This window comes from Pedobacter humicola, from assembly GCF_056490705.1.
In genome coordinates, this window is record NZ_JBWJIG010000002.1 from 138426 (window position 1) to 159790 (window position 21365).

General features: G+C 49.1%; 26 protein-coding genes. 5 read left to right on the forward strand and 21 right to left on the reverse strand.

All coding sequences use genetic code 11. The features are described from left to right. Positions 1-136: 136 nt before the first annotated feature. The 5 genes from xrtY (at position 137) to pepE (ending at position 4492) form a co-directional block, all read left to right on the forward strand. A complete protein-coding gene (xrtY, locus tag AC04Q1_RS04180) occupies positions 137-757 on the forward strand; it encodes an exosortase Y (RefSeq protein ID WP_478362106.1) in 621 nt (206 codons plus the stop codon). Positions 758-764: 7 nt separating this feature from the next. Next, the gene (locus AC04Q1_RS04185) at positions 765-1316 is read left to right on the forward strand and encodes a WcaF family extracellular polysaccharide biosynthesis acetyltransferase (protein ID WP_478362108.1); all 552 of its coding nucleotides are present in this window, start codon (positions 765-767) and stop codon (positions 1314-1316) included. Positions 1317-1682: 366 nt separating this feature from the next. Continuing rightward, complete coding sequence (locus AC04Q1_RS04190; RefSeq protein WP_478362110.1) at positions 1683-2912, forward strand: helix-turn-helix domain-containing protein; 1230 nt, start codon at positions 1683-1685, stop codon at positions 2910-2912. 198 nt (positions 2913-3110) lie between these two features. After that, positions 3111-3701, forward strand: coding sequence for a Crp/Fnr family transcriptional regulator (locus tag AC04Q1_RS04195; protein WP_478362111.1), 591 nt, complete (start codon positions 3111-3113; stop codon positions 3699-3701). Between the two features lie 95 nt (positions 3702-3796). Further along, positions 3797-4492: a dipeptidase PepE gene (gene pepE / locus AC04Q1_RS04200; RefSeq protein WP_478362113.1), complete on the forward strand. Its 696-nt coding sequence runs from the start codon at positions 3797-3799 to the stop codon at positions 4490-4492. A 154-nt stretch (positions 4493-4646) separates the two neighbouring features. Here the strand turns inward: pepE and AC04Q1_RS04205 are convergent, their stop codons facing one another. The 21 genes from AC04Q1_RS04205 to AC04Q1_RS04305 are packed head-to-tail and all read right to left on the reverse strand — an operon-like array spanning position 4647 to position 21272. Continuing rightward, the gene (locus tag AC04Q1_RS04205; protein WP_478362115.1) at positions 4647-5498 is read right to left on the reverse strand and encodes a hypothetical protein; all 852 of its coding nucleotides are present in this window, start codon (positions 5496-5498) and stop codon (positions 4647-4649) included. A gap of 59 nt (positions 5499-5557) precedes the next feature. After that, complete coding sequence (locus AC04Q1_RS04210) at positions 5558-6346, reverse strand: DUF4099 domain-containing protein (RefSeq protein ID WP_478362117.1); 789 nt, start codon at positions 6344-6346, stop codon at positions 5558-5560. A 10-nt stretch (positions 6347-6356) separates the two neighbouring features. Next, a complete protein-coding gene (locus AC04Q1_RS04215; RefSeq protein ID WP_478362119.1) occupies positions 6357-7574 on the reverse strand; it encodes an ArdC family protein in 1218 nt (405 codons plus the stop codon). Further along, positions 7567-7725 carry a hypothetical protein gene (locus AC04Q1_RS04220; RefSeq protein ID WP_478362121.1) on the reverse strand — a complete coding sequence of 53 codons (159 nt, stop codon included), beginning with the start codon at positions 7723-7725 and terminating at the stop codon, positions 7567-7569. Before AC04Q1_RS04220 ends, AC04Q1_RS04215 begins: the two co-directional genes overlap by 8 nt. A 4-nt stretch (positions 7726-7729) precedes the next feature. Beyond that, on the reverse strand, positions 7730-8170 hold the full coding sequence (locus tag AC04Q1_RS04225; protein WP_478362123.1) for a M23 family metallopeptidase: 441 nt from the start codon (positions 8168-8170) through the stop codon (positions 7730-7732). Positions 8171-8202: 32 nt separating this feature from the next. Further along, positions 8203-8619: a hypothetical protein gene (locus AC04Q1_RS04230; protein ID WP_478362125.1), complete on the reverse strand. Its 417-nt coding sequence runs from the start codon at positions 8617-8619 to the stop codon at positions 8203-8205. A gap of 51 nt (positions 8620-8670) precedes the next feature. Continuing rightward, on the reverse strand, positions 8671-10653 hold the full coding sequence (locus AC04Q1_RS04235) for a type IV secretory system conjugative DNA transfer family protein (RefSeq protein ID WP_478362127.1): 1983 nt from the start codon (positions 10651-10653) through the stop codon (positions 8671-8673). 25 nt (positions 10654-10678) lie between these two features. After that, positions 10679-11515 carry a DUF4138 domain-containing protein gene (locus AC04Q1_RS04240; protein ID WP_478362130.1) on the reverse strand — a complete coding sequence of 279 codons (837 nt, stop codon included), beginning with the start codon at positions 11513-11515 and terminating at the stop codon, positions 10679-10681. A gap of 17 nt (positions 11516-11532) precedes the next feature. Then, complete coding sequence (gene traM, locus AC04Q1_RS04245) at positions 11533-12747, reverse strand: conjugative transposon protein TraM (protein ID WP_478362131.1); 1215 nt, start codon at positions 12745-12747, stop codon at positions 11533-11535. Then, positions 12728-13135, reverse strand: a complete 408-nt coding sequence (locus AC04Q1_RS04250; protein ID WP_478362133.1) for a hypothetical protein — start codon at positions 13133-13135, stop codon at positions 12728-12730. Before AC04Q1_RS04250 ends, traM begins: the two co-directional genes overlap by 20 nt. A 16-nt stretch (positions 13136-13151) precedes the next feature. Next, complete coding sequence (gene traK / locus AC04Q1_RS04255) at positions 13152-13772, reverse strand: conjugative transposon protein TraK (protein ID WP_478362134.1); 621 nt, start codon at positions 13770-13772, stop codon at positions 13152-13154. A 4-nt stretch (positions 13773-13776) separates the two neighbouring features. Then, entirely contained in the window at positions 13777-14916 is a 1140-nt protein-coding gene (locus AC04Q1_RS04260) for a TraJ family protein (protein ID WP_478362136.1), read from the reverse strand. 2 nt (positions 14917-14918) lie between these two features. After that, positions 14919-15692, reverse strand: coding sequence for a hypothetical protein (locus AC04Q1_RS04265; protein WP_478362137.1), 774 nt, complete (start codon positions 15690-15692; stop codon positions 14919-14921). Next, positions 15689-16351: a hypothetical protein gene (locus AC04Q1_RS04270; RefSeq protein WP_478362138.1), complete on the reverse strand. Its 663-nt coding sequence runs from the start codon at positions 16349-16351 to the stop codon at positions 15689-15691. Before AC04Q1_RS04270 ends, AC04Q1_RS04265 begins: the two co-directional genes overlap by 4 nt. 2 nt (positions 16352-16353) lie before the next feature. Further along, on the reverse strand, positions 16354-17007 hold the full coding sequence (locus AC04Q1_RS04275) for a hypothetical protein (protein ID WP_478362140.1): 654 nt from the start codon (positions 17005-17007) through the stop codon (positions 16354-16356). Next, positions 17004-17669, reverse strand: a complete 666-nt coding sequence (locus AC04Q1_RS04280; RefSeq protein ID WP_478362142.1) for a hypothetical protein — start codon at positions 17667-17669, stop codon at positions 17004-17006. Before AC04Q1_RS04280 ends, AC04Q1_RS04275 begins: the two co-directional genes overlap by 4 nt. Then, on the reverse strand, positions 17666-20125 hold the full coding sequence (locus tag AC04Q1_RS04285; protein WP_478362143.1) for a TraG family conjugative transposon ATPase: 2460 nt from the start codon (positions 20123-20125) through the stop codon (positions 17666-17668). The genes AC04Q1_RS04280 and AC04Q1_RS04285 overlap by 4 nt, the downstream gene beginning before the upstream one ends. Next, positions 20100-20402 carry a DUF4133 domain-containing protein gene (locus tag AC04Q1_RS04290; RefSeq protein ID WP_316847078.1) on the reverse strand — a complete coding sequence of 101 codons (303 nt, stop codon included), beginning with the start codon at positions 20400-20402 and terminating at the stop codon, positions 20100-20102. The genes AC04Q1_RS04285 and AC04Q1_RS04290 overlap by 26 nt, the downstream gene beginning before the upstream one ends. A gap of 2 nt (positions 20403-20404) precedes the next feature. Further along, entirely contained in the window at positions 20405-20716 is a 312-nt protein-coding gene (locus AC04Q1_RS04295) for a DUF4134 domain-containing protein (protein ID WP_478362145.1), read from the reverse strand. 31 nt (positions 20717-20747) lie between these two features. Then, a complete protein-coding gene (locus AC04Q1_RS04300; RefSeq protein ID WP_478362147.1) occupies positions 20748-21062 on the reverse strand; it encodes a DUF4134 family protein in 315 nt (104 codons plus the stop codon). 12 nt (positions 21063-21074) lie between these two features. After that, positions 21075-21272, reverse strand: a complete 198-nt coding sequence (locus tag AC04Q1_RS04305) for a hypothetical protein (RefSeq protein ID WP_478362148.1) — start codon at positions 21270-21272, stop codon at positions 21075-21077. Positions 21273-21365 lie beyond the last annotated feature (93 nt).

Below are 21365 nucleotides of genomic sequence, written 5' to 3' on the forward strand. Positions count from 1 at the left end.
CTTTCGATATTGCTTTCCGCTACCTAAGGTCACCCAAGCTATTTTGCTCATTGAATTTCAAACCATTAAGTTTTTTGCTTACCATATACAGAACAACAATTCCTTTTTTTAGCACGAAAGCTTTACCTTTAGGCATATGAACGAAATCCAGAATAAACAAGCCAGGAAGCAAGGAGATAAAAAAGCGATCAAATTTGTGATCGCCCTTTTTGCACTCTATATCCTGTTTAGTCAGGGCAATCTGTTTATGAATAGTGTAATGAGCCCAGGGGCAAGGTTTTATAATCCTTTTCTGGCTCAACATTTTGATTATATCCAGGGATTAAAAACGGCGTTGATCGTACCCGCTGTATGGATCATAAAAGCCTTCGGGTTTTATGCCATTTATAACGACTCGGATGTAATGGTTGTAGCAGGCCCTTATCTACGGGTTAATTATTCATGCCTCGGACTTGGCGTAATGAGTTTTTTAGCAGCTTTTGTATTGGCATTTCCTGCACCCTGGAAATCCACTTTTAAGATGTTGACCATTGGGATTGTTACCATCTATATTTTAAATGTCTGCCGGATTGCCGGTTTAGGGGTTCTGCTTGGCTTCTTTCAATCGCAACGACAAAACTTTACCTACCATCATGAAATCTTCAATGTAATTGTATATATCTGCATTTTTGTGATGTTGTATATCTGGATTAAAAAAAATACAAAAGGAACCGGGAAAACAAAAATTGAAGATACCGATCAAGTAAAGCAAGATTAATTCTACCTTGAAAAAAACACAGCTTCATAAGAATTTTAATACAGGCGATTTCCGGATCGGAGCGTCAGTGTTAAAACAGTTTCTATGGTATTTTACGGATGTATTTGTTTTTAAAAGCCGGATCATCCCAGTTAGTTCAGTCCTTGTTTTTATTTTACGGCTTTTTGGTGCCAGGATCGGAAAACAGGTAAGGATCAAACCTGGTATCCATGTAAAATATCCATGGAAGCTTATTATTGGAGATTACAGTTGGATTGCTGATTGTTACATCGAAAATTTAGACTTCGTACACATTGCCGAACACTGCTGTATATCTCAACAAGCGACGCTGATCACCGGGAACCACAATTACCTTAAAACAAGCTTCGATCTCATTACTGCCCCTATTACCATTGAAGAGGGTGCATGGATTGGCGCAGCTACCAGGGTTGGTCCTGGAGTAACAGTTCACAGCCATGCGGTACTTTCCATGGGCTCTGTGGCCACTAAATCGCTGGATGCTTATGGAATTTATCAGGGCAGCCCTGCAGTTAAGGTTAAGGAGCGGAAAATTCTTTAACGGATAACTATTCTATCCCCAGGCTTCATCATATTGCTGGTCTCCCTAGAGCTAGGGGTGGCAGACTGCAGTCTTAACACAACAAAACCATCTTCAACCATCGCTGGAAAACAGCCCTTCTATATTTCGGTATGAAGATAATTCCAATCTTTCCCTCCAAACCTTTCCATTTCATTTTAGATACCTATTTCTAAAACCAAACTTAGATCATATGAGCATGTAAAGCAGGCATGTGATTTTTTTATGAAAACAATTAATTCCTTGAAGCAGCGACGGACAATAAAAAACATTTTATTTGATAATTGTCTAAAAAATCATACTTAATTTCCATTTAACGAACATTTAAGCTTAACTTGCTTTCAAAATATGTCGTTTGTAAAATTTCTGGCGGGCACCACCTGTTTTTTCCTGCTTTTGATTTCCCTCCATTTATTTTTTGCAAAAAATGGGAACAGGAAACAGAATGTACTATTGTCCATATTGCTTTTTTCCCGTTTCGGACAGGTACTTAATTCACTGTTCATTACTAACGGAAAGACAGAGCCGCTTTCGATCTTTTATCAGTTCTTCACCCCCTTTTATTTCGCCGCTCCAGCCTGCTTTTATCTCTACATCACAGGCTTCGTATTGGAGAAAAAAAGGCTTGAGAAAAAAGATTTCCTCCATTTCATACCCGCTGCATTTGCGATAATCCATGTTTTCCCATGGCCTGGATCTGTAGCGCTGGATTGGAATTTAATCATCACCCAGTTGCACGCGGACGGCTATCACTCCCTGATGGCCAAAAGTGGCTTATTCCCACCTGCCTTTCATTTTCTTTTACGGCCGGTCCTCATGATGGTTTACCTGGGCTTAACCTGGTTCGCGGTCATTAAATCCCAGATTTTATGGAAGCAGACCATAGACCAGACCACAAGGGGGTGGGTAATTTTTTTACTCAAGATCGCCACCTTCTTTCAGATCCTGGGTCTGCTGCCCAGGATATTAAGAAGTTTATCTATACCAATGGACAGTTCTATATTTGTTGTAATCAATTGTCTGTGCATATTACTGATCATTTTATATGCACTGCATAAACCCAGCATGTTTTATGGTTTTTTATTGGTGGCCATTGACTGGAACAAAGATGACTGGAAAGAAAAGATCATCTCAGATGAGGCGACTGTACCAAAAGATTTTTTGGTAACAGATATCATAAAGGTGCCTAAAGCCCTGGCTAACCCTGCGAAAAAATTTAATTTACCGGAAAAGGAGATTCTATTGTACGTTGATCTGATCAGAAAAGAAATGGAAGATCATTGTCTTTACCTTGATCGGGAGCTTCAGATTATCGACCTGGCGGCCCGTATCAATATACCAGTCCACCAATGTTCCTTTATGATCAACAACCACATCGGAAAGAATTTCCGGGATTGGATCAACGGTTACCGGATAGCGCATTTCTTAATGCAATATCCCTTACTTTGCGATAAGATAACCATCGAGGCCATTGCGCACGAATCGGGCTTTAAAAATCAGGCTACTTTTTACAATGCCTTTAAAAAGGAAAAAGGCATCATGCCAACCGCTTATTTTGCTAAAGGATTAACGGCCTAAAGACCATTTAACCAGATTCTGCTCTAACGCTTGAATGATTAGAGACATGCGGCACCCTTCATGTAATTTATTTACAGGATAGCCGGTAGATTTGGACCAGTAGTTTTCTGCCTTTGACCAACGGGCTGGAACATCACCGAATTTACTATTTACTGTCCGAACTAAGCAATGATAGCAGGTATTGACCCTAGTCTTCTTATGAAGCCATTTTTCAACCATTTGGAAAAATTCCATCCCCTATCGAAGAAATTCATTAGCCATTATGAGGAAAATTGCCAGGTGGTCAAGATACGCAAGCACAAGCACATCCTCTCGCCCATAGATACCAACAATGCCATGTATTTCATCATTAAAGGCGTGGTGAGGGGCTTTGTCAGGGAGCATAAAAAAGACATCAGCACCTGGTTCGGTTTCGAAAACCAGATCATAGAAGCCATCCGACATCCCGAACAACGGTCCGACCATTCATTCGAATATCTGCAGGCCCTGGAAGATTGTTACCTGGTCCGTATCCCTTATTCGCTTACTGAATCCTTATCTGCCAATCACCCAGAGTGGAACATTATTGCCAGGAAGATTTTGGAAACCCAATATTACCAGGCTGCAGAAAGGTCAATTATCGCAAGGATACCAAATGCACTTGGAAGGTACCTGAAACTGGCGAGTACAGCTTTTGATATTGATAGAATACCTCAACGGTACCTGGCCAGTTATCTGGGTATGCGTTTAGAAACCCTGAGCAGAATAAGAAACAGGACTGATGATCAGGATTTAAAAATGATGGCTTAATCAAGATTTAAATTGAGCTGGAATGGGAGATGTAAACCGAAAAGTCTTTCTGTTTTTTAACTTTGCCTCTGCACAGTTATAGAAATTGACTAAAGATGAATGTTATACTTGCCTCAACTTCTACCCTATTCGGTGGAAATTACCTGGATTACCTAAAGGATGAGCTGATCAATCTCTTTGAAGGAATAGATGAAATCATATTTATCCCCTATGCAAGACCAGGGGGGATTTCTCACCAGGATTATACCGAAAAGGCCAGCGTTTTTTTCGCTTCGATAAAGATCAAGGTTAAGGGTTTACATGAGTTCGCAGACCCTGTACAGGCCATTCATGCTGCCAAAGGCTTTTTTACCGGCGGGGGAAATACTTTTCTGTTGGTCAAAACATTGCATGAGCATGGGGTAATGGAGGTTTTAAGTGAAAACATCAAAAAAGGGAAACCCTATCTGGGCTGTAGCGCGGGAAGTAATATTGGCGGGATCAATATGAAAACTACCAACGATATGCCCATTGTTTATCCTGCTTCTTTTGACTGTATGGGATTGGTTCCATTTAACCTCAACCCGCATTATCTGGATCCTAATCCGGATTTAAAACACAATGGAGAAACAAGGGAAACCAGGATCCAAGAGTTCTTAACACAGAATGAGATCAAAGTAGTTGGCCTTCGTGAAGGAAACTGGATCAGGATATCGGGCGATAGAATAACAACTGAAGGAAGTGAAGAGACCAGGATCTTTGATCCGGGCAAGGCGGCCTGTGAGCTTCCGCCTGGCAGTTCTCTTTTATAAATGATAGACAGCCCGTAATAACGGTACAGGCTCAGCCAGGACATCTTTGCACAGCATTATTTATCGGCTTACGGCCTATATGAATTTAAGTCTTTTTTTTGTTACCCCAGAACCTCTAAAGGGGGCTAAATCAGTCCGGTTGTTCCTGGTGTAATCACCTTCCGATCTTAGGCCCTTTATCACCGCCCTGCTGCTTCCACGGGAATTGCTTTGCTACCTGCGGCGGAGGCAGAATACCCTCAAATGCCCGCGGGGCATTTTGCCCTTCAGTCTTCTGGGAAGAAAAGATCTGATTATCCCAGAGCGGCCGCATATCCTTTGAATAAATATCAAGGGTTTTAAGCCGGGGATTGGCCGCCACATAGACAGCCTGTTCTTTACCTTCTATGCTAAGGGAGAGTTCGACCAGGTTACCATAGCGGAGCGCTTTGGTTACGGCCTGTTTTTTTTCCTCATCCTCGAGGCCCTTAAAGGGATATTTCCCGATAGACTGTTCCAGGTCATATCCATAGCCGGGAAAAAATTTGTTTATGGGATGGTTCCCATTGTTACCGGTGACCGAAAGGTCCAGCCTGAACCAGACCGGCACCCGCTCGCGTTCCCCTTCAGTGCTACCGGAGGTATTCTTTACAAGGATTTCTTTTTGCAGGGAAAGACCGCATAAAAGCTTATAACATTGAAGAGCGGACATTCTGTTATCCCGCTCCAGTTCAAAAAGTTGCATAACAGGTTCACTTGTGTTGTATCTGATTAGAGAGGCCTCATAACTGTTCAGGAAATAAACCCCGGTTTCTTTTGCTTTTGAAAAATTGATTTCAAAGCGCATCTGGTCCACCCCCTTAGCCGGATCTGACCTGAATTCTCCGGGAATATACCGTTGGTTGATACCCAAAGAAAACCTGTCCAGCCCGCGGTAGACCGCAGACTCCAATACTTCATTTAACTTAGTCCCAAAACCCAGGTAATCGAGGGTTTTCTGCAGGTATTCCAAATTTTTCTGATCCATAATCGTTCATTTTAAATTGCCGTTTTCTATTGTTTTTTCTTTTCCTCAATGTCTTTCATTTATCGGGACACACTCCTTGCCCGCTCCGGGGGCGAAAGGGAGAGGGATTCTCCAAGGCCATCTTCTTCCTGCCGCAGGGGCCTTTGCCCCTGCATTTCTTCAGTTGCTCTTAAAAAAGACGGCGTGGCATAATCCACCTGCGCTCCTCCCTCTTTTAAAGACCTGATCCCACGGAGCAGCAGATAGGAGATCCCGCCGTCCAGCAGTACCGATAAGATCAGGGCCTTGCGGTCAGAAAGCAGCCCAAGCGGCTCAGCCGCGCGGTGCCGGAGCTGGGTGCCGTCGGACATGGTTAGCATCTCTCCCCGCCTGAAGGCTGACTTTTCTTCCTGGGAAAGCAGCATACCGTTCACCAGGTCCGGCGCCTGGACGTTGGGAACATCATAGGAAATAAATTCTTTGGTCTCTCCATCATACTCAATATTGAGCATGGAATACCTGCCTTCTTCCCTTTGGATGCTTTTACCGATAAAATCTGACTCCCCCGAAACGAGCCTGGACATTTCCTCACCGCTGAGCAGGGGATGTTTTCTGATTTCTTTATAGATAGGATGAAGCAGCAGTTCCACCTCGCCCAGATCGTTCCTGAACAGGGAAAGCTTGGCATCGAGCCGCTCAAGGTTAAAGGCTTCCCAATGGATCCCTCGGATGGATACCAGTTCGGTCCTTCGGCCTGAAAGCAGGGCACGGATGTTATGCGGATCAAGCAGCAGCTGTCCCTGATAGTAGATACCGAGCTGCTCGAGCTGGGAAATGGGCAGCTCATGGATATTGAATAATGTTTTCATAGCTATGGGTTTATCTTTTGATTTTTATTTCGGTACTGTTTACCAGCTCTGATCCCATGGGCTTCAGAGCAGGTTGAGGACTGAGCTGCTGCATGGAGCGCTTAGCCTCAAGCAGGGAATGATAGAGCTGGTCGGTCCTGGAAAGGGTGAAGCGCAGGCCTGAAGGCTGCAGCTCCACGCGGAGCCTGCCCTGCTTGAGATGTCCCTGAATATGGTAAATGTTATTTTTATAGCTGATCTGATCTCCTGTGGAAAGGTGTTTCAGTTCCTTGACGGAGGGCTGTTCTGCTGCCGTTACTTTATGCTGAGCGATACCGATATTCTCTTGGACCTTAAGCTCTATATCCCGGATAAAAGAGAATATCTTTTCGGCATCCATCGATGCGGCATGGATTTCCACCGGGCTGTCCTCCAATATCGAAACCCAGCTTTCTATGTAGGCTGCATGCTGAGAGGGATCATGACCGATCCGGAGCTCATCGCCCAGTAGCATTGAGGCAATTTCTGCACGCAGCTCTTCTTTGGCATAGGCCTGCATCCCGTTGGTCATCAGGCTTTCCCTGTTGAGCCTGTTAGGATGCCCGGTCCAGTGTCCAAGTTCATGGAGCAGGGTGGCATAATATCCTGCGGAAGAACTGAACTGGCTCCGGTCGGGCATGGTGATCACATCATAACGGATGTGGTAGCTGGCACGGTCGATAAATTGATGGTCGATCTGCGCGCCACTATGGCGGATCAGCTGCTCTGCCCGCTCGACCGGGTCCCAGTCTATTTTTCTGGGGAGAAGGGAAAGCGGGGGGATCCCGCTGATCTGCTCGGCATTGAATACCCAGGCGTTACTGACTATGGCCCTGTTTAAGGGCAGTTTTTCCATGATCACCTTTCCCGTTTCATCATAGAGCAGGCCACCTTTTTCATCACGGAGGCTAATGAGCTGATGTGTCTTGACAAATTGGATAAGGGTTCCCCGCTCCCTGTGGTTAACCCTGAAGCCCGCCCCCTCGGCCTGCTTAAAGGTGAGCCAGCGGGGATCCTCATGTCCGGAGAGGAGCAGGTTTATTGCATTGATGCCCTTGTAGCGCTGACCGCTCTGCTGGTTATAAGGCATTGAAAATACCGGGATACCCTCTGCGCTCCAAGGTTTTTGCCATGGCGAGGTACCTGACTTGAGCTGCTCGATGAGCCTTTGGGCGACCTGGACATATAAGGGCTGTTGCGGCTTATCCATCCTCTCCCCCTTCCTGCACTACAAGTTCATCACCCTGGAGGGTACCGTAGATTCCGGCCTGGTCTTCGCTGAGCTCTAGGCTGCCTTCAATGGCGATGGCCTGAAGAAGCTGCTCCAGGGAAACCAGGTTTTTATCATAATCTGTTTTCATGGTCTTATTGGTTTAGTGTCCCGCAGGACTGTAGAAAAAGTAGAAATCTTAAGGGATGGACCTGCTGACCGCGAAAGCTGACCGAAAAATGCAGGTGCTCTCCGGTCACCCTTCCGCTGCTGCCCGATATCCCGATCACCTCCCCTGTACCCACCAGCGCCCCCCTTGAGATGAATACCCTGGAGAGATGGCCATAGGTGGCCAGAACTTTCCCACTGCATATGCGCACAAAGTTTCCCAGAAAGCGGTGATAGCCGCATGCGCTGACCTCCCCTGCCATCACTGACCTGACAGCAGATCCCCTTGCTTTGAGATCTATGCCCTGATGAAAACCGGCTTTTCCGCTGATGGGGTGTATTCTGGGGCCAAAAGAACCCGTGGGTATGATGGGAAAAACGGGAAGGCAAAAGCTTTGGGAAAGGGCAGCAATGGGATAAGCAGACATCAGGGGCAGAATCAACAATAAAACCGCCCTTTTCACCTCCTGCTCCCCCTCTCTGCTCCCTCTTGCCTGCCAAGGCTGACAGAGAGCCCGGTATCCAGGCTGACCATGGCCAGACTGGCCGCCCCGGGGTTGTCCTTCAGCATCTCCATAGCTTCCAGTACAGCCGCCTGGCCGGGCTTTTCCAAAATCAGACTGACCCTGAAAACAGTTTTGAAATCAGCGGTCTCCATGATGGAAGCCGAGGTCAACAGGTCCTGATAAAGCCTGTTTTTATCTTTCAGCACCAGCACATCAGTTGCGGAAATGATGGAAACAGAGAGGTCGCCAAAGGCTATCTCCGCCCTCATCAGCCTGGGATCAACTGCACTGATCAGTCCGATCCGGATTGTTTTATCATCCGCATCGCTCTGGTCTCTGGCCAGGGCGAGCTTTCCTAAATATTCTTGCATAGCATTTGGGTTTTAAGGTTATTTTTTCTGTTTAGCGGGCATTGTGATTTTCTATCCGGCAGGAAACCTGGAGACGATCCGGAATACCTCGTCTTTAATGCGTGTAAAGTTTTCAAAAAGGATTTCATCCTTTCTGCCCTTGAAGTCATAATAGATGGGCATGTCCGGATAGGCAGCTTCTTCCGCTGCGACCGCTTTTAAATCTATATCGACCCGGCAGTTGACCGCCGATGGCTGAAATTCCCCGGTAAAGGATCCTACAGTATCCCCCGCCAGTATCCCCACCAGCTCCCCGGCCTTCAGCGAGGAAATCTTGCCCGATGGGATGAGGTATTCAAGCCGCTCGCTGAGCGATACAGACGCCTTTCCACGGTCCAGCGAGAGGCTCTCGCTGAGCTGCTTAACCTTACCGAACAGTTTTTCCAGCCAGTCCAGGGTTTCTTTGTTCCTGACCGAGCCTGAGAGTACATTGCCCACCACCGAGCAGATCGTTGTTGCGGTATCTTTGCCGTATTGCTGCTGGAACTGTGGAAGCTCCTGGAGTCCCATCAGTACCGCAACGCGGTTTGAACGGGCAGTGGCGATCAGGTTCTCGATGCGGTGAACATATAAGGTGGGCAGCTCATCCAGCACCAGTGCACTGGGCAGATTGCTTTTGGAGTTGATCAGCCGTGTGAGCCGGTTGAGCACCACGGAATAACATGCTGAATTGATGTTCTGGGTATTGGGATCGTTGGCCAGTACCAGCATGGCCGGGGAGCGGTGACTGCTGATCTTTAGCGGGAAATCATCCCCGGAAAATACCCAGAAACTCTCCTTTGTGGCCAGTCTGGAGATAAATATCTTCAGTGTTCCCACCTGCCCTTCGAGCTGATCGAAAGCTTTCGCCCGGTAAGCGCTCATAAATGGTGAAAGCAGGGAGTCGAGTTCAGCGTTGGAGGTGAGGGTGGAAAATATCTGCTCATATGGGCAGTTCAAAAACGAAAGTACATGCGGCAGGGTCGAGTAGCGTCCGTTTTCATAGCGGGAGAAAAAATAGATACAGGCTGAAAGAAAATTCACCGCACTCTGGGTAAAGAACTGATCGCTACCGGAAGACCTGTCCCCCTTTTTTAGCGCCTCTACCAATGCTTCTGCAGTTTCAGAGGCATCGGCCAGGGTAAGGATATAGTCTGATCGCAGTACATTGAGGCGCCTGCTCATCTCGACGGCATTGAGGTTGATCACATGAAACCGGTAGCCTTCTAATCTTCCCTGCTGCTTGCCGAGCAGGTAATGATAATAGGCCAATTGTCCCAGATCGCAGAACTTATAATCGTACAGACAGATGCAGAACTGCTTTTCGATCAGCTGCCGGATGAAGGGCATCACGATCCCAAAACTTTTACCCGATCCCGGTGTACCGATCAAAAGGGTGCCTCTGAAGACATTCTCGATATTGATAAACCCCCTGTGCACCTTTTTGCGATAATAAAAAAGACTGGGTATGCTTACCTGGTAAGGCCCGTTTTTTTCCCTGGTAGCCTGCATGAAGGATTCTTCCTCAATGTTCCAGCGGTCCTTGCCAAGGCGTGAGCTGATGATCTTGGAAATGTTGCCCATGGCGGCATGGATCAGCACGGTCCCAAAAAAAAGAGATGCGCAGTAGGCGGTGTCTCTCCAGCTGAATAGGAGAAAAACCGTTTTTCCAGGGAGGCCATAAAACCACAAGCCGCCAAAAAACAGCAGCAGCCCCAGGCTTAAGGGATAAAGAATGGCCCGGCGGTAGTCCAGGTCTATCTCCTTTTTACTTAAAGTGCCGATACAGACCAGTATCACCAAAGAGAGGATAAAGGCCCTGGAATATACCGGAAGGGAATAGATGGAGAGTCTTGATATGGCATCATATACCCTTATCAGGCCATACCTCCCAAACCGGGGAAAATTGAGCAATCTGGGTGCGCAGATAAAAATGAAGATATCCGCCGCGACACAGAGATAGATGCAGAACTGCATAAAACGGTGCAGTCCCTGCTGTTCTTTACTTTCTTCCATTTTTTTACGGCTTTAATATCCGGAGCTAAAAGGTATCCGCTCCCATTAGATCACCGTATTTTATGGGCAGGGTAACGGTCCTTGAGGAAAGCTGCTTTTCGCTCAGTGTAATCTCAAGGCGCTTTTCATGGGGAAAAGCGATCTTTTCGATAACATAAATGTTCCTGGATATCCTGGAGAAACTGCGCAGGGGATAGAGTGAAAATACCGGACTGAGGGCTATGGACTGCGAGTTGGTAGCCCTATTGATCTTTTTATCTTCTAATGAAAACCTGAGTTCTCCAGAATCATAAATGAGCCGGGAAGAGTTTTCGAAACAAAGGTCCAAAAAGATAAGCTCTCCGACGCAATACACCCTTTTAAGGCTGATACTGATCCCATGCACGGTCTTTTTGCGTAAAGGCCGTTTTCCCCTTTCCAGCAGCATATCCAGCGCATGTGATTTTATAGCAGGTGTGGGAATCCGCTTACGCTGGGGATCCAGGGGCAGCATCGCCCCGGGCAGGATCTCGATTTCCGTAGCGGGGGCAGGTACTGCCCGAGAGGATCTTTCCAGCCGGTATTGGGCCATAAAAGTTTCCCCTGCTATGGTAATGGTCCCCAATGGATCACCCTGGGATATTTTAAGCGCCGAATCGGAAGGGATTTTAATGCGGAGCACATTTTTTAGCGGAAGGTCCCCACTGATACGCTGATCAGAAATATCGCTGTAACTGATCGGCTCGGGAGAGCGGAAATGCAGTGAAGATCCGGGGGATACTGCGATACAGGGCAGATCGGATAAGTGCCTTATGCCCTCGGACTGCGCAAAAAGAGCTTGAGAGAATAGCAGCATCAGTGCTGCAGTGAATATTTTTTTCATAATCAATTGGCTTATTGTTACTTATTTGAGGAAAGTTGTTGGGGATCGATCAGGTATACCATGGCTGCAAATCGTATTTTTGCCTTGTTCGCGCGGACCAGGCGGCTGAGCGCTCCCGAGCTGGACTGAAAGACCCTTCCCATGATGCTCATGAGCTGCCTGTTTTCTTCCCCACCGCCCGCAACGGATATTCCCTGCAGCGGGGAGCTGCCGAGTTCCCTTGTGAGATCCCGGAAAGCAGAAGAAGGTACATATATGCCCTTTAATCCGTCCAGATCATAGAGCTCTAAGTGCACGGGAAGGATGCCCCCTTCACTGAGCAGAGAGGAAACCGAGATCTGGATGCGCTGGGCGGAAAAAGAAGAAACCGTTCCGTACACCAGGCTCCCTTTTTTTAACGTAACTGTGCCTGCCCTGATATTTTCCAGGATCCTTAAGGGGATCCTGGACCCGGAATAAGCAGTCAGTTCCTGATCGATCATAGCCGGGATATAAACGGGTGTGCCCTGCTCTGCCCGAACGGTATTAAAGGCTCCCTGGCTTCCACGCTCAATGGATACAATAAGGTTTTTCACTTCCCTGGTGGAATCCCCGTTCACTGCACGCTTTTTTTCCTGCATCAACTGGCTACGGGTGGCCGGATCGTTTGCTTTTCCGATACTGTCCACAATGGCCATCTGCGCCCTGAATATTGCCATGGGATCTCCCGCATCTATTTTTTCTGTGGCCGCAGCCTCGCTTTGGACCGGCCTCATCGCCTCAATTGCCGCAGCAAGCGCGCGGTCCTGGGAAAGGCCGTGGGAAATGTGTTTTTCCTTTGGCCCACGGTAATTGTAAGAGGCCTTGGGCACTGGGACGGCAGCTGCCTGATCCATTCCATAATGGGACTTAATCGAGGATTCAATGGAGTCGAGCATGCGTTTTTCCTTCTCGGAATAGCCTGCACCGCTCATCGCCGGAGCCTGCTGCTCTTCTGATAGACTGCCAACTGCGGTATAGCCGTCCCCCTTTCGGTAACGGTCCTGAAAAGCCTGGAGCTTATCCTGGAGCTTTTGCCCTTTGATCTGCTGGGACACCCCGGCAATATCGCTGCGCAGGGAATCTGCTGAGAGTGCAGGATCATGTGGGGTATCAGCTTCCCGCTGCCGCAAAATGCTGTACAGTATAATAATAAAGGGCAGGCAGATCAGCGGGATGACGTACCGTGGGCTTTTAAGGTTGATTTTTTTCATGGTTTTTGATATTAAGCTGAAGTTTTTTGATTTTTTCCATCATTTCCGCCATACGCGTGCTATCGGATGCACCGGGGCCGGTTTCAGCCATCATCGCACCGAGCTCAGCCTGCATTTTAAGCACATCGGAAAGCTGGCCTGCAGCATGGTAAGCACCGCCGATCCGGCCTGCTGCCATGTCCGGGATATGGGCAGACTGCCGATTTTTCAGCGGCCCGCTTCTGAGCAGGGTAAAGCAGAGTAGCGCAGAACCTGCAAGAAGGAGGAGCATCAGGCAATAGATCAGCCTGGGACGCCGTTTTAAAAGCAGATCTGCATGACCTGAAACCCGGCCCCGGGAAATGGAAAGCTGCCGGGTGAGCTGAGAGAAGATATTCATCGTTTTCATAAGGATAGGGAATTGATTAAAGCGGGTTTTTGGCGGTATTGGAAAGGTCCCTGTTTTCCAGGGTCTTCCATCCGGTGATGATTACCGCGTGGGGATTATTTTCCGAGCGTGCCGAAAGATCGCTCAGGTGGCCCTCGGTGAGCAGTGAACGGGTAATGACCGAACTCCTGCGGTCTATCCGCTGGGTTCCATAGTAGCGGAAATACCTGTTCTTTTCATCTAAGAAGATAGAATCTGCCTGAATGGTGAGCACTGCCGAAGAAGAAAGTACAGAAGAGAAAAAACTGCGTTCCTTCAGGTTGTTGTACTGCTGCGCCCCGCTTTCGTCAATCAGGTACATCGCCTGCCTCATCTGGTTCTCGATGTATTTTTCATCGGGGATGAGTGAAAAGAAAAGACTGTGGAAGCGGGCAATATGTGCCCGGTATTCAGCGGCCCTGTTCGCCTGCACATCCACTCTTTTGGCCATAATGGGAATATTGCCGTTATCGAGCAGATAGATGCTTTTTCTGGAATCGCTTACCTGCCGATAGGCAAAGAAAGACACTACCGAGGCAATAGAGAAGCACAGGATAAAACTTCCCAGGGAAAGGAAAGTAGCAAGGCGTACCTTGCTTTCGATATTCTTGATCAGCATATCCTCATCCTCCCATCGCCTGAGTGGCCATACTGCCCATCCTGCTTGCGCCGGATCCCATCGCGCTGGCTGCAGAACTCACTCCCGAGGTGGAGACGATCCAGGTGGAAATGCTCGGCACGGTAAACATGGTAAGGGCCCCGATGATAAAGGTGATGATCACCATGCCGAAGGACAGCACCCCGTTGGCAGCAAACCAGCCAAGTTTTTCCATGCCCGCCCCCGAAGGGCCAAGCAGCTCCTGGTACCGGCTGATTTCAGCTTCCAGGGCGTAATGCTGAAATAGGGAGGCCACATACATGACCAGAAAACCGATGCCCGAATACAGGTTGACCGAAACAAACCGGGCAATCCAGGTTGAAAAGGAATCCCTGAACATGGGCAGGATACTCGCTGCAACGGAAAAGGGGCCAAGTATGATGAGTATGGTGGAAAAAATGATTTGCATGATAAAGATCACATATACGCTGATCCTCAGTATCCATATCGCCAGGGTTTCCAAAAGCGAGGTGGCCAGTAGCTGAAGGCCGATCTGCAGGCGGTTGCGCATTTCCACAACCGGGTTCCAGACCTGGGAAAATCCCTCCTTGACCGAACTTTTTACAGATTCCCAGGCATGTTCATACCAGCTGTCAGCTTCCTTGCTGGCCACCTCGGTCTCTGCCTGGACCTTCAGAAGCTCATCGGCCACTTCCACCATCAGCTTTGCACGCTGCATGCGCAGTGAATTGATATTCTGCTGGCTGCCCTCAAAAAGCGCGGCAGTGCGTACCTCCACGACTTCTTCGGGAAAGGCAACCACCCTGGTAAAGACCGGCCACCAGAGGATGACCATGGCAAGGCCGAAGGGCCTGAGCAGGGGCATGATTTCCAGTCTTTTATCGCCCGAGATCATCTCATAGCTTTTAATGGCAAAAAAAATGAGCATAAAAATTGCGCTGAGTGCCTGCGCATCGGCAATAAAGGCATCATAATGGGTCCAGATGGTGGACTTCATCTGTTTTAAAAAATGCATCATCCCCTCCTCGTATACACCGTTCCCCTGCAGGAAATTAAAAGTATCCTTGAAAGAATCCGGCACCTGGACCGGGTTGGACTGCATAAAAAAACCGGCGGTGCCGGTCAGAAAACTTATGGTCTGCATAGTTATAGTTTTGAATGTTTTAAAATCCTGTCGGCTATTTCAATGTCCCCTTTTGCCCCCGGGCTGGTTCCCTGGGTATTATCCCTGATGGCGGACCTGGCCGAGGATATGGAGATATACTTCCAGGCCAGACGTTTTTTCTCGGACCAGGAAGCCTCCAGCCTGCGGTATTCCATGAGCAGCCGCTGATAGGACAGGAGCCGTTCACTGCGTTCAAGCGTACTTTTACGGGTAAGGGAAAGCCGCTCGGCAAGACTGTTGCGCTCTGAAGAATACCACTCGGACAGTCCCGAGGAAATCAGGTACTGCCTTTCCTTTTCTCCAAGATGGCCCAGGTCCAGGGGAGCCGGGCCGTTCAGGAGCGGAGAAAATTCATGACGGTAATACAGGTTCCATAAAGGATCAAGATCGCTGAGCATCCCCGAATACGCAGACGCCTTGATCAGGGCCTGCTGCCGAAGGGTATCACTGTGTAACCTGAAGCGCCTTTCACTTTCTGCCATGGCTATGACAAGACCTAAGCGCTGGGTCTGGGGCCCCGAGGGGCCGAGCGGTCTGAGGTCTGTTCTGGGATAGTTGGGGTGCAGGGCCCAGGTGAGCCAGTAATTGGGATTGAGCCCCAAAAAGCCCGGCTTGGGGGTAAACTTGTCCCGGTCCCATTGTTTGTAAACCATGCGCTCCTGCTGGTTGGTGACCGCGCCGTCGCTGATGGTCCGCTGTGCGCTGCAGAGCAGTACCTGCATGGCGATGAAAAGGGTAAATAGCAACTTTTTCATTTTTGTTTAAGTGTTTTAAGGTCTAACAGCAGATTTTCTACCATCCGCTTATCGGTATTGACAAACCCGCCAAAAGGGTTTACCGAGTGCAAAACACCCTTGACCCTGGCCCAGTACATGCATTTTTTGATACTGAACAGCAGTGCCCGGATCGTTTTGAGCTCCAAGGATATTTTTTTGAGCAGTGCATCGCGCTTTGCGAAATCCATCAGCAGGTCCTTCCCTTCCTTTAATATTAGCACGGAGACTTCCGCTGACAGCTTTAACCCACGGTTAGAGAGCTGCCGGCAGGTGTCCTCGGCAAAAGCAAGCAGATAAGGGGCGGCCACCGCCTGCCCGAGCACGGCCCTGCTTTCGCTGATAATCTCCAGGCTGAGCTGGCCTATCTGCCGGACGGCCATGGCACTTTTCAGTCCCTGGTCCACCTGGGTAAGTGAACTGAAGATGAGCTGTTCGGTCAGGATTACCGCGCCAAGGTTCAGACTGATCTCCTTCTGACGGCCATTGATGTCTTCAAGGCTTCCGATATGGAAAAGCTCGCCAGAGATCCTGGCGGCATTATTTTCCATCACGGCTTTCAAATGGCCCCGGTCCAGGATGATCCGCTGGGAAAAGCCCCTCTGGCAGAGCAGCAGCAAAAGGATGAGAATAGTTTTCATGGTCAGTTTTTTAAGGTTTTGACCCTTTGCAGGATATTTTCGATCAGGGACCGGTCGCGGTCCACAAAGCGGCTGAAAGGGCTTTTTTTGAGCTGGTATTTTTCCTTAGCCGCCCTGGCTACTAGGCAGAGCCCTTTAAGGGACCCATGGATAGACCGGAGTTCGTTTATCACATGGGCGAAAAGAAGCCTGCGGCCGCTCTGGCTCATCTGTCCCAGATCACCCGTACTCAGGATGATCCCGTAAAGAAACCTAAGCAGCATTTCTGCCCTTCGGGCAAGATCGGCCTGGGCCACTGCCACTAGCGGGATCAGCGCGGGATCATCACTGCACAGCCCGATCAGCTCAGATTCGCCCTGATGGATTTCCCAGATCAGGGGACGGGCTTCCAGGCCGGTCTGCAGAAAAGCCGCTGCGTTTCCCAGCAGAGAAAAGCGGGACCTGATTTCGCGGTAAGTGTTTTTCAGGCTTCCCATTGATGCACTGTGGAATTCTTCTGCCAGTGTAGATGCAGCCTGGTTGTCCCTGGCCCTGGACTGAAGGGAATGCTCCGATTTGCTCTCGGAGACAAGCTGGTGCAGCAGGGCAATATTGATCTGGGCCCAAGTGAGCTTATAGAGGAGCAAACAGAAAATAAGCATAATGAACTTTTTCATGGCCTGAGCATTTTGGCGTTTAACAGGATATCATCAGCGATACGCTTATCCAGATTGATAAACCCGCTGTAGGGATTTAGCGAATTCCAGAACCCGCGCTGCTTTGCCCAGTACATCGAGCGGTAGAGACCGTAAACCACCCCGCGAAGAATGCTCATCTGCCGGCAGATGCTTCCCAGCAGCCTGGCGCGCTCTCCCGAGTCCATCAGCCCGTTTTTTCCGCCTTTAAGCACAAAGGCGGAGACTTCGCTGGCAAGGGCTGTAGCCCGGGCCTTAAATTCCCTGGCCCCGCTTTCTGCAAAAAAAAGCAGGGCGGGATTATTTTCAGCAAGTTTCACCGCCCGCGAGGCATCAGTGATGATGTCCTGGGATATTTCATAGATATCTTTGATGGAAAGCAGCGAGCGCATCACTCCGGACACCTCGCTCAGCCCCCTGTATAGCCCTGCCTGCAGGTCATTTGCAAAGGCAAGCTGACCGGTGATCGCAAGCTGGGATCTCTGGATCAGCGTCAGTCTGTCGTTTGTCCTGTTGAGCTGAGAATTCATTGCCCCCGATCCTGCCGCCACTGCGGCCGAGACGGCCGGGTCAACATAGATCTGGGCAGAAGAAAATAATGGCCCCAAGAGCATTAAATAAATTAAATGGATCCTTGTTTTCATAATATACCGTTTGGATTGGATGAAGAATTGACCCGGGCGACAAAACCCTCAAGGGTCTCTCCCGAGGATTCCAGGTCTGCGATAAAGGCATCAAGGCCCTTATCATAGGACCCCTGCTTTGATATGTAGTGTTCGAGCGCCTGTTTTTCCGGCTTTTCGGTTGAAAAGGTGATATACTGCCGCAATGAGACCTCTACCCCGTAAACCTCTCCGGTCATTCCCCTGCGGATGTAGACTTCTTTGAACCTGGCCCGCCCGGCACGGTTGTCCAGGCGGTTAATGGTAAAAATTTTCTTCTGCTCGGTTTCACTCAGCGACAAAAGCGAGGCCACCTGGCCATAGTTTTCCCTGAATTTTCCCTGATCGAGCAGGCAGATGGTATCGGAATTACTGATGATGCTGTCCTTGATGATGGGGTTACCGATGATATCCCCCAATTCCTGGGTGACCACTATGGCCTCCCCCCAGAACTTGCGGACGGTCTTGTACATATAGACCAGATAGGAGGCCATCAGTGGCGATGCGATCGCTTTCCACGCCTCCTCCAGAATAATGGCCTTTCGCTGGTGGTTCCGGTGCCTCATTTTTTGCAGGAAGACATCCATGATGATCAGGGTAACAATGGGGAAAAGGGTTTTATGCTCACGGATCGCATCGATCTCAAAAACGATGAAGCGCTCACTGAACAGGGAAGCATCAACATGCTGATTGAGCAGCTGGCCGAATTCGCCGCCGCTGCAGAATTTTTTGAGCACGTAGCGGTATTCATCCAGATCAAAACTGATCCGCTCCTGCTTTCTGATCTGCGCGATCTGGGTACAGGAGTAATGGTAGAAAGAATCAAAGCACAGTTCCCATTCTGGATTTTCCATCGCAAAATAATGGGCATAATAACCGGAGATCACGCTGGATATCACCGTGTCCTCCACCTGGGAAACTGTTCCCTCAGACCCTTTGAACAGCAGGGAAACCAAAGTTTTAATGAAATCTTTTTTTTCTATGTTATATTCTGCCATGGTAATGGCAAAAGGGTTCATGGTGATGGGATGCTGTTCGCTGTATGTCAGGTAGCGCCCCTTAAAATAAGCGCAGAGCCCACTATAGGAATGCCCGGTGTCCACGATCACCACATCCATATTATAGTGCATATACTGTTCGATGAGTGCGTTCATAAAAAAAGACTTTCCAGATCCCGATCCGCCAAGGACGAATTTGGAGCGGTTGGCAATCCGTCCGCTCCTCATGGGAAGATCAGCAGGGTCAATGCCCAGAGGGATGCCCCGCCGGTCGGTAAAACGGATCAGAAAACCGGACTGCTCGCTTTCCTGGAGCCGCTCCTTGAATACCAGGCAGGCCGCCGCCTCGCAGCTCAGCAGATACCAGTCATAGTCCTTTAGTGATATCCCGTTACCGGGAAGGACCGAGGAAAAGAGTTCGAGCTGGTTGTAAGCGTTCCTGGAAGGAATGATCCCAAGCTGAAACAGCGAGGATTCGACAAAGTTCACCGCCCTGGAAAGCAGCTCCGGGGCAGCGCAGAGCACCAGGTTATAATGTGCATGGATAAGCATCTGGTTTTCCCTTGCCACCTCTTCAAGAAGCTGATCGATATCCTCTACGCACATCTGGTTGGCAGGATCGGTCAGTCCGGCATGGCGCCTGCGTTTGAGCGACAGCCTGGACAGGGTTGAGCTTTGTGCAGGTATTTCGATGAGCTGGTTGTAGACCATGCATCTGTATTGCGGCACATGATGAAGGAAGGAGAGGTTGTCCATGGGAAAATCACTGAACGCCTTTCCATCGCTGTTTTGCTGATAAGTGCCGATCCTTGAAGGGAGATCGATGGCATCGGTATCGATGAAAGAGATGCTTTTGATACTTTTCCCCCCCTGCTCCAGGCCATTATCTCCGGCCAGAATATTATCCAGGGCTACGTGGGGGGATGAAAAATCCATAGCCAATATACGCCTGGTAAAAAGCTGGATCTGCCGGGCGCTGAGCAGGCTGGGCGAAAGGGAGTTCTGGGCGAGCAGGTCCATGATCTTATTGACCCTGGAGAGAAAATCACCCTGAGCGGAGGCCTCGTATACATAAAACCTTCCCTTCTTGATCAGTCTGGTCAGGGTAAGATAAGTATGGATCTTGGCAAAGGTCCTGCCCAGAAAATGCTCCTGGTAACTCTGCTGGAGAAAACCGCCCCCCCTGATTTCCCGGTAGCGCTCCATGGAAAAAATATCCTGTTTCTGGATCATGTGCCCTTCGCCCAGGATCTTGATGATATTGACCAACAGGTGGTGGAACTCCTGGTATGCAGAAGCATCTGCGGCATATTGCAGTACGGGGTTGACCATTTTTATCACGACCGAAAAATCCCCGCGCCCGGAGTACAGCAGGTCCACGCCTTCCGCGCTGATAATCCCAGAATAGGGAAGTTCAAAGGTTCTGTTTTTTGTTTTCATAGCTTATTTTTAGTCTTGAAGGCTGGATGAAAATGCCCCTGTCCCGCTGTCTGGAATGCAGTCCCTTTTTCTGCCGGTAAAGGATGAATGAAAACATCACCGGGATGCTCAAAAGGGTAACCGCTGAGCCCAGGTACATATTGACCAAGGCTCCGCTGAGCCCGCCGGACAGCAGTCCCAAAGCAAGGGCAGCGGCGCCCCAGGCGATAAATTTTCCTTTCAGCCCTTTATAGCTCAAAGGCTTCTGGAGGCCTTTATAGATAGGATACTGCCGCATAGCTATACTCCGAAAAATGCCTTGATCACCACCGATACCAGTACCAGAAAAATACAGGATCCGCCCCAGCTCATCACTTCCTTGCTGATGTCCCGGTCACCTGAGTTCCATTTGATGTAGACCATGACCCCTCCGATCAGACCGACTACCGCGCCGATGCCAAGGATCAGGTTTCCCACAGGATCCACATAAGCAGCGAGCGATGAGGTGGCCGCGTTGATACCCGTTGTTCCTCCCCCTTGAGCGAAGGCACCCTGGGAAATCAGTAGCAGCATTGCAGGGACAAAAAGGGCCCTTGATTTTAGAATTTTCATAAAATTGAATTTAATGGATGAATAAAAATGTTTATAGTCCGAACAGGCCACGAAGAAAAACCCCGGTCAGAAGGAGAAAAAGACAGGAATAAAACCAACCGGTGACCTGAGCATCAATATGGTGCCTGCCCGACTGCCAGTTGGCAAATACACGCAGTCCGCCAATCAGGCCCACGATCGCCCCAAGCACCAGGCTCAGATCTGAAAAACTGTAGTAATAGTCGTGAAGGGTGCCCGATGCCCGGTAAAATTCATTGATGCCCGGAGGATCCTGCGCGAAAGCACCAGTCCGGCCAATCCCTGTCAACAGCAGCAGAAAAGCCACAGCTTTATTAGCCTCGCCCATACCGCTGTGGATTTAAGAAGGGATCTGTGAGGAGTAAAGGATACTTTCTTTAAGGGCATCTCCCATGGCCTCTTTGAGTGTTATCCCTCCAGTTGAACTGATGGGCCCTGAACTCAGCAGTCCTTCGGGCAGACCTTCCCGCCCGGGAAAAGTGCCTTCACTGATCATGCCGGCATCCAAAGGAACGTCCAGATCAGCGATATTTAGCATCGGGGATGATCCTCTGGACGCAGGGCCTGATCTCCCCCCCCTTGACAGGTCGTAGGCCAGGTTGAGCAGGTAATAAAGAAAATAGCCCGCGCT